This window comes from Streptomyces abyssalis, from assembly GCF_001751365.1.
Lineage (GTDB): Bacteria > Actinomycetota > Actinomycetes > Streptomycetales > Streptomycetaceae > Streptomyces > Streptomyces abyssalis.
On sequence record NZ_LJGT01000038.1, the window covers coordinates 1,081,987 to 1,096,070 of the forward strand.

The 14,084-nt window shown below is 68.1% G+C and carries 9 protein-coding genes, 1 tRNA gene and 1 pseudogene; 1 reads left to right on the top strand and 10 read right to left on the bottom strand.

The window, feature by feature from the left end:
* Positions 1-396 precede the first annotated feature (396 nt).
* Positions 397-807 carry a VOC family protein gene (locus AN215_RS12020; RefSeq protein WP_070009107.1) on the top strand — a complete coding sequence of 137 codons (411 nt, stop codon included), beginning with the start codon at positions 397-399 and terminating at the stop codon, positions 805-807.
* 237 nt (positions 808-1,044) lie between these two features.
* Here the strand turns inward: AN215_RS12020 and AN215_RS12025 are convergent.
* The 10 genes and pseudogenes from AN215_RS12025 to AN215_RS30950 all read right to left on the bottom strand — a co-directional run.
* A tRNA-Ile gene (locus tag AN215_RS12025) sits at positions 1,045-1,121 on the bottom strand.
* 69 nt (positions 1,122-1,190) lie between these two features.
* A complete protein-coding gene (locus AN215_RS12030; protein ID WP_070009108.1) occupies positions 1,191-1,913 on the bottom strand; it encodes a DUF3566 domain-containing protein in 723 nt (240 codons plus the stop codon).
* 3 nt (positions 1,914-1,916) lie between these two features.
* Positions 1,917-4,559 carry a DNA gyrase subunit A gene (gene gyrA, locus AN215_RS12035; protein ID WP_070009109.1) on the bottom strand — a complete coding sequence of 881 codons (2,643 nt, stop codon included), beginning with the start codon at positions 4,557-4,559 and terminating at the stop codon, positions 1,917-1,919.
* Between the two features lie 128 nt (positions 4,560-4,687).
* The gene (gyrB, locus tag AN215_RS12040) at positions 4,688-6,790 is read right to left on the bottom strand and encodes a DNA topoisomerase (ATP-hydrolyzing) subunit B (protein WP_070009110.1); all 2,103 of its coding nucleotides are present in this window, start codon (positions 6,788-6,790) and stop codon (positions 4,688-4,690) included.
* Between the two features lie 243 nt (positions 6,791-7,033).
* Positions 7,034-7,675, bottom strand: coding sequence for a DciA family protein (locus AN215_RS12045; protein ID WP_079122914.1), 642 nt, complete (start codon positions 7,673-7,675; stop codon positions 7,034-7,036).
* Entirely contained in the window at positions 7,672-8,874 is a 1,203-nt protein-coding gene (gene recF, locus AN215_RS12050; protein WP_070009111.1) for a DNA replication/repair protein RecF, read from the bottom strand. The genes AN215_RS12045 and recF overlap by 4 nt, the downstream gene beginning before the upstream one ends.
* A gap of 8 nt (positions 8,875-8,882) precedes the next feature.
* Entirely contained in the window at positions 8,883-9,815 is a 933-nt protein-coding gene (gene gnd / locus AN215_RS12055) for a phosphogluconate dehydrogenase (NAD(+)-dependent, decarboxylating) (RefSeq protein ID WP_070009112.1), read from the bottom strand.
* A gap of 177 nt (positions 9,816-9,992) precedes the next feature.
* Complete coding sequence (gene dnaN, locus AN215_RS12060) at positions 9,993-11,123, bottom strand: DNA polymerase III subunit beta (RefSeq protein WP_070009113.1); 1,131 nt, start codon at positions 11,121-11,123, stop codon at positions 9,993-9,995.
* Positions 11,124-11,990: 867 nt separating this feature from the next.
* Positions 11,991-13,721, bottom strand: coding sequence for a chromosomal replication initiator protein DnaA (gene dnaA, locus AN215_RS12065; protein WP_488803505.1), 1,731 nt, complete (start codon positions 13,719-13,721; stop codon positions 11,991-11,993).
* Positions 13,706-13,976: pseudogene (locus AN215_RS30950) on the bottom strand (chromosomal replication initiator protein DnaA); the annotation flags it as partial. The gene dnaA and the pseudogene AN215_RS30950, both read right to left, overlap by 16 nt.
* Positions 13,977-14,084 lie beyond the last annotated feature (108 nt).

The window sequence follows — 14,084 nt, forward strand, 5'->3', positions numbered from 1 at the left end:
CGGAACGGCCGGCTCGATCCCGGTGAAGGATCACCGGGTCCGCAATACGGACACGGGAACGTATCTGGCGTCAGCGAACCAATGCGCGCACAAGGGTTCACGGATCGCCCGCGGGACCCGGTCCCAACCACACGAACGGGGAAGTGTCGATGCCTCGCTCAGAACTCACTCAGTGACAAACCTCACGGGTCCAACTGCCGTGCTTTGCAGGCGAGTTCGCTCGCCCGGCCTTCGGGGTCGGCAGCGTGGCGCAGGCGTCCCCGTCGCCGGGGGAAAGGCGCCGGTAACGCACCGTGACGCGCGCCCGAGAACGGGTGATCCACCCGATTTACACCTCAGCGGAGCTGCTCGCGGTCTGTCTCGAAGTCGGGTGTGAGCCTGTGCCAAGATCGCGGGATGCTGCGACTCACTGATTTCATTATCGACTGCCCGGACACGATGGAGCTGGCGGCTTTCTACTCCGAGGTGACGGGCCGTCCGATCAAGGAAGGCAGCTCCGAGGACTGGGCCGGCATCCAGTTCGGCGAGATCGAGCTGGCATTCATCCGAGTTGACGACTACCGCGCTCCGCAGTGGCCCGACAGTGAGCACCCCAAGCAGTTCCACCTCGACTTCGAGGTGGACGAGATCGAGTCCGAGCAGCGCCGCGTCCTCGGCCTCGGTGCGACGCTGATGCAGGACTTCATCGGCCCCAACGGCTACGGCTGGCAGGTCTACACCGACCCGATCGGCCACCCCTTCTGCCTGTGCCGCAACAAGGGGGTCATCTGGACCGACCAGGGGCCGATCTGGCCCAAGCGCGAATAATCACTGATCGCGGCCTTCCAACGCAGGGGAGCGGTCCACTTCCACGCCATCGTGCGTGTCGACGTATCCGACGGTCCCGAGACCGTCCCGCTCGAACTCCGGCCTAAGGCCAGCAGGTTGAGGTGCGTTCCCGTCCCGCTCGGCTTGCCGACCTGCCGAGGGATGATCGTCGGGCCGGTTGATGTCAGTTGGTGATGCCAAAGGCCAGTGTCGGATGTCCGACACCGGCCTTCGCGCTGGTGGGGCTAACAGGACTTGAACCTGTGGCCTCATCCTTATCAGGGATGCGCTCTAACCATCTGAGCTATAGCCCCGTGCTGCACCGAAAGATTAGCGCACTTCCATCCGGGCCCCCAAATCGGTTCCAGGGCCCGTTCCCGCTGCTACTCGTCCTCCGCGAGGGTGAGCTCGACGCCTCCGACGAAGCCCGCCGACAGGTTGTAGATGAAGGCACCCAGCGTCGCCAGAGCCGTCGCGAGGACCACGTCGATCACTGCGATCACAGTCGTGAACAGCAGCACCCTCGGCAACGACAAGAACGATTCGAGATCGAAACCGCCGCCCGCGGCGCCGGACTCCGTCGCCTGGCTGACGGTACCGGAGATGGCGGAGAACACTCCCATCGCGTTCATCACCATCCACAGCACCGCGACCGCCACGATCGTGCACACGCCCAGTGCTATCGACAGGAGGAAGCTGACCTTCATCACCGACCACGGGTCGGCCTTGGCGACGCGCAGCCGCGCCTTCCGGGTACGCGGCACCGTGCGGGCCCCGGTGCGCGGACGCCGCACGGCACCCGCGGCCAGACCCACACCCGCGCCGGCGCCCGCTTCCGTGGTGGTGCCGGTGCCGGTGCCCATGCCCGCGCCGGCACCCGCGCCCGTGCCCGCCCCCGCACCGTCCGTACGGGGCTGCTGACCGTGACCGCCGCCCGCAGACCCGGGCCCCGCCACGCCCGTCGTCGGCGGGGTCACCGGCGGCGCCGGATACGCCTGCGGGGGACGATGCGGCTGCGCGTCAGGCAGGGGCTGCGACTCCGGCTGCGGCTGCTGCCGCGCCTCGGCCCCCTGCCCCGCATGAGGCTGCGGCTGGGCACCACTCACGCCTTACTCCTCGTCGTCCGGCTCATCCGGCGTGGCCGCCGGCTCCTCACCCGGCTCGCCGCCGGGCTCCACAGCCGCCTCCACTTCCTCGGCCTCACGGCCGGCCTCGGCGTTGCGGGCAACACCGACGACCGCGTCCCGCTTGCCCAGGTTGATCAGTTGGACGCCCATCGTGTCACGGCCCGTCTCCCTGACCTCACTCACGCGTGTACGAATCACACCGCCACCGAGCGTGATCGCGAGGATCTCGTCGTTCGCCTCGACGACCAGTGCGCCCACCAGCGAGCCGCGGTCCTCCACGATCTTCGCCGCCTTGATGCCCAGGCCACCCCGGCCTTGCACGCGGTAGTCGTCGACGTCGGTGCGCTTCGCATACCCGCCGTCCGTGGCGGTGAACACGAACGTACCCGCACGTACGACGTTCATCGAGAGAAGTTCGTCACCTTCACGGAAACTCATCCCCTTCACACCGGAAGTGGCACGTCCCATGGGCCTCAGCGCCTCGTCCGTCGCCGTGAAACGGATCGACTGCGCCTTGCGGCTCACCAGCAGCAGATCGTCCTCGGGGGAGACCAGTTCCGCGCCGATCAGCTCGTCGTCGCGGCCGTCCTCCATCTGCCGGAGGTTGATCGCGATGACGCCGCCGGAGCGCGGGGAGTCGTAGTCCTTCAGCGGAGTCTTCTTCACCAGGCCCGACTTCGTGGCCAGCACAAGGTAGGGCGCCGCCTCGTAGTCGCGGATCGCGATCATCTCCGCGATCTGCTCGTCCGGCTGGAAAGCGAGGAGATTCGCGACGTGCTGACCGCGGGCCTCCCGGCCCGCATCGGGCAGTTCATACGCCTTCGCCCGGTACACACGGCCCTTGTTGGTGAAGAACAGCAGCCAGTGGTGCGTCGTCGAGACGAAGAAGTGGTCGACGATGTCGTCCTCTTTGAGCTTCGTACCGCGCACGCCCTTGCCACCGCGCTTCTGCGCCCGGTAGTCGACGGTCTTCGTCCGCTTCACATAGCCGCCACGGGTGATCGTGACGACGATGTCCTCCTCGGCGATCAGGTCCTCGATGGACATGTCGCCCTCGAAGGGGATGATCGTCGTGCGCCGGTCGTCGCCGAACTTCTCCACCAGCGCGGTCAGTTCCTCACCGATGATCTGCCGCTGGCGGTCCGGCGAAGCCAGGATCGCCTTGTACTCGTCGATCTTCGCCTGCAGATCGTCGTGCTCGGCGGTGATCTTCTGCCGCTCCAGGGCCGCCAGACGCCGCAGCTGCATCTCGAGAATCGCGTTGGCCTGGATCTCGTCGATCTCGAGCAGCCCCATCAGGCCGCCGCGCGCGTCGTCGACGGTCTGACTGCGCCGGATCAGCGCGATGACCTCGTCGATCGCGTCGAGAGCCTTCAGCAGACCGCGCAGGATGTGCGCCCGCTCCTCCGCCTTGCGCAGCCGGAAACGCGTCCGGCGTACGACGACGTCGATCTGGTGCGCCACCCAGTGCCGGATGAAGGCGTCCAGCGACAGGGTGCGCGGCACGCCCTCGACGAGCGCCAGCATGTTGGCGCCGAAGTTCGTCTGAAGATCGGTGTGCTTGTAGAGGTTGTTCAGCACGACCTTCGCGACCGCGTCCCGCTTGAGCACGATCACCAGCCGCTGGCCCGTGCGCGAGGACGTCTCGTCCCGTACGTCCGCGATGCCGCCGACCCGGCCGTCCTTCACCAACTCGGCGATCTTGAGCGCCAGGTTGTCCGGATTCACCTGGTACGGAAGCTCGGTCACGACCAGGCACTGCCGGCCCTGGAGCTCCTCGACCTCGACGACCGCGCGCATCGGGATCGAGCCACGGCCCGTGCGGTACGCCTCCTCGATGCCCTTACGGCCCACGATCAGCGCGCCCGTGGGGAAGTCCGGGCCCTTGATGCGCTCCATCAACGCATCGAGCAGCTCCTCGTTGGAGGCGTCCGGGTGCTCCAGATACCACTGCGCGCCGGACGCCACCTCGCGCAGATTGTGCGGCGGGATGTTCGTCGCCATGCCGACCGCGATGCCCGCGCTGCCGTTGATCAGCAGGTTCGGGAAGCGAGCCGGCAGGACCGTCGGCTCCTGGTTGCGGCCGTCGTAGTTGTCCTGGAAGTCGACCGTCTGCTCGTCGATGTCACGCAGCATCTCCATCGACAGCTGCGTCATCTTGCACTCGGTGTACCGCATGGCCGCCGCCGGGTCGTTGCCCGGCGAACCGAAGTTGCCGTTGGAGTCGACCAGCGGCATCCGCATCGACCAGTGCTGCGCGAGCCGCACCAGAGCGTCGTAGATCGAGGAGTCGCCGTGCGGGTGGTACGTGCCCATGACGTCGCCGACGACGCGGGCGCACTTGTAGAAGCCCTTCTCCGGCCGGTAGCCGCCGTCGTACATCGCGTACAGCACCCGCCGGTGCACCGGCTTCAGACCGTCGCGGATGTCCGGCAGCGCACGCGAGACGATCACGCTCATCGCGTAGTCGAGATACGAACGCTGCATCTCGGTCTCGAGGCTCACCGGGTCGACGCGCGAAGCCGCGCCCTCGATCTGCACCGGAGCGGGATCGCCTGCGACGACAGGCTCGGTGCCCTCGTCGCTGTCGGGGCTGTCAGGGGTGGGGGTGATCTCGTCGGCCATTGCTCAGCTCAAGTCCTTCAGTGTGTTTGCGACGCCGGACTCCGCGGCGGAGTACGGGCCCCGGGCGTTGCCGGCGGCCGGCGGCCCCGGATGGCAGGGCTCAGGTGTCAGGGCTCGGATCTCAAGGCTCAGATGTCCAGGAAGCGGACGTCCTTGGCGTTGCGCTGGATGAACGAGCGCCGCGCCTCCACGTCCTCGCCCATGAGGATCGAGAAGAGGTCGTCGGCCGCGGCCGCGTCGTCCAGCGTCACCTGGCGCAGCACCCGGTGATCGGAGTCCATCGTGGTGATGCGCAGCTCCTCGGCGTTCATCTCGCCCAGACCCTTGAAGCGCTGGATCGAGTCGTCCTTGATCCTCTTGCCCTGCTCACGGCCGAGCTCGATGAGGCTGTCGCGCTCGCGGTCCGAGTAGGCGTACTGATGCTCGTCACGCCCCCACTTGATCTTGTAGAGCGGTGGCTGCGAGAGGAAGACGTGCCCGGCCTCGACCAGCGGACGCATGAAACGGAACAGCAGGGTCAGCAGCAGGGTGTTGATGTGCTGGCCGTCGACATCGGCGTCAGCCATCAGAATGATCTTCTGATACCGGAGCCTCGCGATGTCGAAGTCCTCATGGATGCCGGTGCCGAACGCCGAAATCAGCGCCTGCACCTCGGCGTTCTGCAGCACCTTGTCGATCCGGGCCTTCTCCACATTGAGGATCTTGCCGCGGATCGGGAGGATCGCCTGGAACTCCGGGTTACGGCCCGACTTGGCCGAACCGCCCGCCGAGTCGCCCTCCACGATGAAGATCTCGCACTTCGCCGGGTCGTTCGACTGGCAGTCGCTCAGCTTCCCCGGCAGCGACGCCGTCTCCAACAGGCCCTTGCGGCGCGTCAGATCACGGGCCTTGCGGGCCGCGACACGTGCCGTCGCCGCCTGGATGCCCTTACGGATGATGTCCGCGGCCTCGTTCGGATTGCGGTCCAGCCAGTCGCTCAGATGCTCATGTGTGATCTTCTGAACGAAGGTCTTCGCCTCCGTGTTGCCCAGCTTCGTCTTCGTCTGGCCCTCGAACTGCGGCTCACCGAGCTTGACGGAGATGATCGCCGTCAGACCCTCCCGGATGTCCTCACCCGTCAGGTTGTCGTCCTTGTCGCGCAGCAGACGCTTGTCCCGCGCATACCGGTTGATCAGACCCGTCAGCGCCGCACGGAAACCCTCCTCGTGCGTGCCGCCCTCATGCGTGTGGATGGTGTTGGCGAAGGAGTACACACCCTCGCTGTACTGGTTGTTCCACTGCATCGCGATCTCGACCGAGACCGTACGGTCCTTGTCCTCGGCCTCCACGTCGATCACGGTCGGGTGCACCAACTCGCCCTTGCGGGAGTTGAGATAGCGCACGAAGTCGGAGATGCCGCCCTCGTAGTGGTAACGGACGGAGAGCTGCTTGCCCTCCTCGTCCACATGCTCCTGACGCTCGTCCCTCAACTCGATCGTCAGGCCCTTGTTCAGGAACGCCATCTCCTGGAAACGGCGCGAGAGCGTCTCGAACGAGTACTCCGTGCTCTCGAAGATCTCCGGGTCCGCCCAGAACGTCACCGTCGTACCGGTGTCGTCGGTGGCCTCGTTGCGCTTCAGCGGCGCGGTCGGCACACCCAGCTTGTAGTCCTGGGTCCAGCGGTGGCCGTCCGTCCTGACCTCGACGGCGACCCTCTGCGACAGCGCGTTCACGACCGAGACACCGACGCCGTGCAGACCGCCGGAGACGGCATACCCGCCGCCGCCGAACTTGCCGCCCGCGTGCAGCACGGTGAGCACGACCTCGACGGCCGGCTTCCCCTCGGACGGGATGATGCCCACGGGGATGCCACGGCCGTTGTCCTGCACCCGGACCCCGCCGTCGTCGAGCAGCGTCACCGTGATCGTGTCCGCGTGGCCCGCCATGGCCTCGTCGACCGAGTTGTCCACGACCTCCTGCACCAGGTGGTGCAGACCACGCTCACCTGTCGACCCGATGTACATGCCGGGCCGCTTGCGCACGGCCTCAAGGCCCTCAAGGACGGTGATCGCACTCGCGTCGTACGACGGCTCCGACACCGCGGACACCGGCGAGACCGGCGGACCCACCGGGGGGACCTCGGCGCCGGCGCCGTCGACGAGCGGCGCATCGGTGCCGGTGTCTGTGGAGTTGTTCTCGGACTCGTTGAGATCGCCGGAATCGGCCACGAAGCGCCCTTTCTGGCACAGCACAGGCCGACTCCATCGATGTGGAGCGGCTGCGTCGTTCGACATGTTCCGCAACGGGGCGGGTTAGCCACCAGTGTACCGGTGGCGGCAGTGTGAATGGGGGTTTGCCGGTGCCTGAGTCCGCATGTGCCGTCCTGGATCGGCGTCCGCCGACTCCCTATATGCACACCGGGGGGCCAGAACGCTCACAGGGGCGCTCAGCGCTTCGACCTGTCAACGCTCCATCACCGTGAGCGCCGTCACGAATCACCCGTAGGTGTCGCCCGGACCCTTGCTACCCGGTGCACGCAACGGACCACTGCGCGTGCCCGGAGCCTGCGGTCCGCGAACCTTCAGGAACGCCACCGTTCCGTCCCCCAGATCCTCGTTCAGACGCGCCACCAGCCTCGGCGCCAGCAACCGCAACTGCGTCGCCCACGCCGTGGAATCACACCGCACCGTGAGCACCCGCTCCTCCTCGTCGAACCGCTGCGGCTCACAGTGCTGCGCCACCTCGGGCCCGACCAACTGCGGCCAGCGGCCCATCACACCGCCCACCGCGGCCGGGACCGCCCAGCCCCGCTCCGTGATCAACCCCCGCACCGCGGCACCCAGCGAGAGCGGATCGCGCCCGTCACGGCCTGCGGCGGAACGCGGCACCCGGCCACGCCGCACATCCTTCTTCTGCTGGGCAGCCGCACCCCGCTCCCGCGCCTGCTCCTTGGCCGCACGCAGCGCCACCCGCGCCAGATCCACACCCGTGGGCTCCCCGGGCTCCGGACGCTCCGCGCCAGGCGGCTCGGGGCCGGACGTCCAGGGCGTCTCGTCCCGGGTCTCCGCGCCCGCCTCCGGGGACGTACGTTCGGGCCGCCGTGCGTCCGGGTGCTCCCCGTCGCGCTCCTCGCTCATTCCGGCACCACCTCCCCGCCGGCAACCGTGAAACGGGCCCCCGCCAGCACATCCGGCACATCCTCCGGCACAGCCGCCGTCACCAGCACCTGCTCGCCCGGCACCACCAGCTCCGCGAGCCGCGCCCGCCGCTGCACGTCCAGCTCCGCGAAGACGTCGTCCAGCACCAGCACCGGCTCGTTGCCCTCGCTCTTCAGCAACTCGTACGACGCCAGCCGCAACGACAACGCCAACGACCACGACTCACCATGGCTCGCATAACCCTTCGCCGGCAGCTCCCCCAACTTCAGCACCAGGTCGTCCCGGTGCGGACCCACCAGCGTCACACCGCGCTCCATCTCCGCACGGCGCGACTCACGCAACGCCCCCAGCAGCCCGTCGTAGAGCTCCGCCGGCGAGAACCCACCGCCCACACCCGCGCCCGCGCCCGCACCGTCCGCGTCCGCGTGGAGAGCCCCGCCGTCACCGCCCGCTTCGCCACGGCCGCCGTCCGCCGGAACACCCCTGTACTCCAGCCCCACCGGACCACCGCCCGGCGCGAGACGCTCGTACGCCTTGTCCGCGAGCGGCCGCAGCGCCGATATCAGCTCCAGCCGCCGCCCCAGCAACTCGGCACCCACGCGCGCCAGATGCTCGTCCCACACGTCCAGCGTCGAAGTGTCCACGTCACGCCCCCCGTGACGCCGCGCCATCACCGCCGACTTCAGCAGCGAATTGCGCTGCTTGAGGACCCGGTCGTAATCGGAACGCACCCCCGCCATGCGCGGCGAACGCGCCGTGACCAACTCGTCCAGGAACCTGCGCCGTTCGCCCGGATCCCCCTTCACCAGCGACAGATCCTCGGGCGCGAAGAGCACCGTCCGCAGAATCCCCAGCACATCACGCGGCTTGACCTGCGAGGACCTGTTGATCCGCGCCCGGTTCGCCTTGCCCGGATTCAGCTCCAGCTCAACCAGCTGCTGCCGGTCCCCCTGCCGGACCGCCGCCCGTACGACCGCGCGCGGCGCACCCATACGCACCAGCGGAGCATCCGACGACACCCGGTGGCTGCCGAGCGACGCGAGATAGCCGACGGCCTCCACGAGATTCGTCTTGCCCTGCCCGTTCGGCCCCACGAACGTCGTCACGCCCGGACCGAGAGCCACCTCGGCCCGGGCGTACGAACGGAAGTCGGCGAGCGACAGATGCGTGACGTGCATCGGAACCGTCAACCACCCACCGGCGGAAGGACGTCCGCCCCCGGAGTGTCACCGTCCACATGGGCGCCGCTGGCCGAGACCGCGTGACCCCCGAACTGATTCCGCAGCGCCGCCACCATCTTCATCTGCGGCGAATCCTTCTGCCGCGACGAGAAACGGGCGAAGAGCGACGCCGTGATCGCCGGCAGCGGCACCGCGTGGTCGATCGCCGCGTCGACCGTCCAGCGCCCCTCGCCCGAATCCGCGGCATAGCCGCGCAGTTCGGCCAGGTGCTCGTCGGAATCCAGCGCCTTGACCGCCAGATCGAGCAGCCAGGAGCGGATGACCGTGCCCTGCTGCCACGAGCGGAAGACCTCACGCACATCGGTGACCGAATCGACGGCCTCCAGCAGCTCCCAGCCCTCGGCGAAGGCCTGCATCATCGCGTACTCGATGCCGTTGTGAACCATCTTGGCGAAGTGGCCCGCGCCGACCTTGCCGGCGTGCACCGAGCCGAAGTCGCCCTCGGGCTTGAGCGCGTCGAAGACGGGCTGCACCCGGGCCACATGCTCGGCGTCCCCGCCGTACATCAGCGCATAGCCGTTCTCGAGGCCCCAGACGCCGCCGGAGACACCGCAGTCGACGAAACCGATCCCCTTGGCCGCCAGCTCCTCCGCGTGCTGCTCGTCCTCCGTCCAGCGCGAATTGCCGCCGTCGACGACCACGTCACCGGGGGAGAGCAGCTCTGCCAGCTGGTCGATGGTCGACTGCGTGGCGGCGCCCGCCGGCACCATCACCCACACGACGCGCGGCCCCTCGAGCTTCGTCACCAGCTCCTCGAGGCTCCGCGCATCCGCCACGTCGGGATTGCGGTCATAGCCGATGACTGTGTGGCCGGCCCGGCGGATGCGCTCGCGCATGTTCCCGCCCATCTTGCCGAGACCGATGAGACCGAGCTCCATCAGTGCCCCTTCTTTCACGATTCGTACTGCGCCCGACCCTACGCCCACAGGTCGCGTGCACACCTGTGGACAGGGGACGCTCATACGTGCTGACCAGGGGCGCTACCGGAGCCGCCCCGCCCACGACGGGCGAGGACCCGGACCGGATTCGACGGACTCGACGGCTTCGACAGCCGCTCAGCCCGACAACCGCACAGGCATGATCAGGTACTTGTACGCGTCGTCCGCCTCGACGTCCCTCGCGGGCTTGCCGCTCAGGAGCGCCGGCTTCGTCGACGTCGTGAAGGAGAGCTGGGCGACAGGGGAGTCGATCGCGCTCAGACCCTCAAGAAGGAAGCCGGGGTTGAAGGCGATCGAGACGTCGTCGCCCTCCAGTTCCGAGTCCACACGCTCCACAGCCTGTGCATCGTCGCTGGAACCCGCTTCGAGTGTCAGCACGCCCTGCTCGAAGCTCAGCCTGACCGGAGTGTTCCGTTCGGCGACCAGGGCAACGCGCTTCACCGCCTCGACGAACGGCGCGGTCTCGATCACCGCCACCGAGTTGAACTCCGTGGGGAACAGCGTGCGGTACTTCGGCAGATCGCCCTCGAGCAGCCTGGTCGTCGTACGCCGTCCCGCGCCCTCGAAACCGATCAGACCTTCGCCCGCACCCGAACCCGACAGCGCCAGCGAGACGTTGTCGCCGCTGCTGAGCGACTTGGCCGTCTCCAGCAGCGTCTTGGCCGGCACGAGCGCCACCGAGGAGGCGTCGGGCGTCTCCGGCTTCCACAGGAACTCCCGGACGGCGAAGCGGTACCGGTCCGTCGAGGCCAGGGTGACGGTGTCGCCCTCGATCTCGATCCGTACACCGGTCAGCACCGGCAGCGTGTCGTCACGGCCGGCGGCGATGGCGACCTGGGAGACCGCGGAGGCGAACACCTCGCCCGGCACCGTGCCGGTGGCGGTGGGCATCTCCGGCAGCGCCGGATACTCCTCGACAGGCAGTGTGTGCAGGGTGAACCGGGAGGAGCCGCAGGACACCGTCGCCCGTACACCGTCTGTGGAAATCTCCACGGGACGGTTGGGGAGCGAGCGGCAGATGTCGGCGAGCAGCCGGCCGGAGACGAGGACCGTGCCCTCCTCCTCGACCTCGCCCTCGACCGAAACCCTCGCCGAGACCTCGTAGTCGAAGCCGGAGAGGCTCAGGGAACCGTCCTCGGCCTTCAGCAGCAGGCCTGCCAGGACAGGCACGGGCGGACGGGCGGGGAGGCTCTTCGCCGCCCATGCCACCGCCTCCGCGAGTACATCGCGCTCTACCCGGATCTTCACCTTCAGCCGCCTCCTGCTGTTGCTGGCTGCTCGCCCTGCCGCCTGTCGTAGTCGGCTCGTTGCCGGGGACCAGTCTGACGCACGCCGCCGACAGTCGGCGTGGGTGTGGGTCAAGTCGTTGCGGGATGGGTAGGAGGGGAGCGCCCTGAGTTGTGCACAGCCCCCACTTCGAAACAGATTCCTCGCTATATATCCGTGGTCGTAGTAGTAGGGCTTGTGGAAACCGTGGACAAGTCCGTTTTCCCAGCTCAGCGCGCGAATTTTGTCCACCGTCCCTGTGGGCGGGACCAGTGGACAGGCGACGGTTTCTGTGGACACCGAAAAGTTCTGCACATCCGGTGCACAGCCCGCCCGGACTTCCCCACAAGGGTTGCCAATGTTGTCCCCAGCTTTCCCACAGGGGTTGTTGGGTGCCGGGTGTGACGGCTTTCACTCGGACCAGTGAGCAGGCGCGTTGTGTTGCCGAACAGTGGACAGAGCTGTGGAGAAGCTGGGGACAAGATTGCGGTCGTTGTGGGCGGGCGGTGGACAGCAACCTCCTCCAGCCGGTGTCCGCTTCCCGGGTCCACACCCTGTGGACCCCGGTTGCACACAAATCCACATCCCCTTGACCACCGGTGATCGCCCGTCAGCACCCTCTGCTGTGGACACTGTTGGGACAACTTGTGGGACCCACAGGGTGTGGACGCCTCATGCGGCTCCAGGCTGTGGAACTCGCCCTTCGCGCCCCTCGGATTCGAACAGCGAAGTGCCCCCGGGGAGTTGGCTCCGAGGGGGCTCGTGGCGGCGTACGGCGCGAGGCAGGGCGCGCAGGAGGGCGCGAAGGTGCGCGTGGGTACGTGTGAAGGGAAACGTGGAGGAGTGCGCTCAGGCGTTCTTGATGCGGTTCGTGAGCTCGGTGACCTGGTTGTAGATCGAGCGGCGCTCGGCCATGAGCGCCCGGATCTTGCGGTCGGCGTGCATCACGGTCGTATGGTCGCGGCCGCCGAACTGGCTGCCGATCTTCGGCAGTGACAGATCGGTGAGTTCGCGGCACAGATACATGGCGATCTGCCGCGCCGTCACCAGGACGCGGCTGCGGGAGGAGCCGCACAGGTCGTCGACCGTGAGCCCGAAGTAGTCCGCCGTGGCTGCCATGATGGCCGGCGCGGTGATCTCGGGGGTGGCGTCCTCGCCGCCGGGGATCAGGTCCTTGAGGACGATCTCGGTGAGACCGAGGTCCACGGGCTGTCTGTTGAGCGATGCGAAGGCCGTGACCCGGATCAGCGCGCCTTCGAGCTCCCGGATGTTGCGGGAGATCCGCGAGGCGATGAACTCCAGCACCTCGGGCGGTGCGTTGAGCTGCTCCTGCACCGCCTTCTTCCGGAGGATCGCGATGCGCGTCTCCAGCTCCGGCGGCTGTACGTCCGTGATCAGGCCCCACTCGAAGCGGTTACGGAGCCGGTCCTCCAGCGTGACCAGCGCCTTGGGGGGACGGTCGCTGGAGAGCACGATCTGCTTGTTCGCGTTGTGCAGGGTGTTGAAGGTGTGGAAGAACTCCTCCTGCGTCGACTCCTTGTCGGCCAGGAACTGGATGTCGTCCACGAGCAGGATGTCCATGTCGCGGTACCGCTTGCGGAACGCGTCCGCCTTGCCGTCGCGGATGGAGTTGATGAACTCGTTCGTGAACTCCTCCGAGCTCACATAGCGCACCCGAGTGCCCGGGTAGAGGCTGCGCGCGTAGTGACCGATCGCGTGCAGCAGGTGGGTCTTGCCGAGCCCGGACTCCCCGTAGATGAAAAGCGGGTTGTAAGCCTTGGCCGGAGCCTCGGCGACGGCGACGGCCGCGGCATGCGCGAAGCGGTTCGAAGCGCCGATGACGAACGTGTCGAAGAGGTACTTCGGGTTCAGCCGCGCCGTCGGCTCGCCGGGGCCCGTGGCGGGCGCGGGCTGCGCGGCCAGGGGGCCGGGCGCGCCGCTGGGCGCGGGGAGCTGCGACGGGCCGTCGTACCGGGGCGCGGGGGGCTGGCCCTGAGGCGGCACCTGCGGCTGCGGCATCTGGCCCTGGGGAGGCGGCAGTTGCTGCTGCGCCTGACGGTGGTGCTCGTAGGAGTCGTACGGGGACTGGGGGCGCTCGTACTGCTGCTGGTGCGGCGGGCGGTGCTGGTCGTAGTGCTGTTCGTACGTCTGCTGCGTGTGCTGTTGCTGCGCCTGCTGGGGGTGCGCCTGCTGTGAGTGGTGCTGCTGCTGTGAGTGGTGCTGTGGCGGCGGCTGGTTCTGGGGTGCGTACTGGCCCTGCTGGGGCTGCGGCCACGCGCCGGCCTGCCGCGGCGCCTCCGGGTACTCCGGGTAGGCGGGGCGAGGGCTGGGAAGGTCGCGGTTCTCGTAGCTCTCGTACCTGCCGCCGGCGTACCCGCCGCTGTCGTATCCGCTGTCGTATCCGCCGCCGGGGTCGCCGCCCGCCGGGCCGCCCGCGTCTCCGCTCTCATGCGGGGCGGGGGTGTGCTGTGCCGGTACGGACGGGGCGGACTGCTGCGGGTCCGGTGCCGACGCGGCAGCGGCGGCCGTGGCGTCGGTGGCCGCCGCCTGGGCGGATGCTTCCGGAGCGGGTCCGGTCACCGTGATCGCGAGCCTGATGGGCTGCTGGCACTCCCGGCTGAGAGCATCGCTGATCACCGGGGAGAGCCGCCCCTCCAGGACGCCCTTCGCATACTCGTTCGGGACGCCGAGGAGAGCTGTGCCCGACACGAGGACCAGCGGCTGGGCCTCACGCAGCCAGCGCTGGTCCTTGGCCTCGACTCCCTGACCGTCCGAGAGGAGTTGGTCCAGTACTCGTGGCCACACTGCGGCAAGATCGGCAGGCAGGTCGGCCACGGGTCACGCTTCTCTCACTCGCTGGGTGTGATGCTTCGGGGAAGCCGGCTGGATCCCACGAATGTGTGGTTCTGCGGGCGGTCGGGAGGGATGGGAAGTTCAGTCACG

What these genes read in the sequence shown, in the direction of transcription:
- recF (WP_070009111.1), bottom strand. Translation starts at nt 8,874, where the DNA reads ATGCACGTCACGCATCTGTCGCTCGCCGACTTCCGTTCGTACGCCCGG.
- AN215_RS12045 (WP_079122914.1), bottom strand. Translation starts at nt 7,675, where the DNA reads ATGAGCGAGGAGCGCGACGGGGAGCACCCGGACGCACGGCGGCCCGAA.
- gnd (WP_070009112.1), bottom strand. Translation starts at nt 9,815, where the DNA reads ATGGAGCTCGGTCTCATCGGTCTCGGCAAGATGGGCGGGAACATGCGC.
- AN215_RS12020 (WP_070009107.1), top strand. Translation starts at nt 397, where the DNA reads ATGCTGCGACTCACTGATTTCATTATCGACTGCCCGGACACGATGGAG.
- gyrA (WP_070009109.1), bottom strand. Translation starts at nt 4,559, where the DNA reads ATGGCCGACGAGATCACCCCCACCCCTGACAGCCCCGACAGCGACGAG.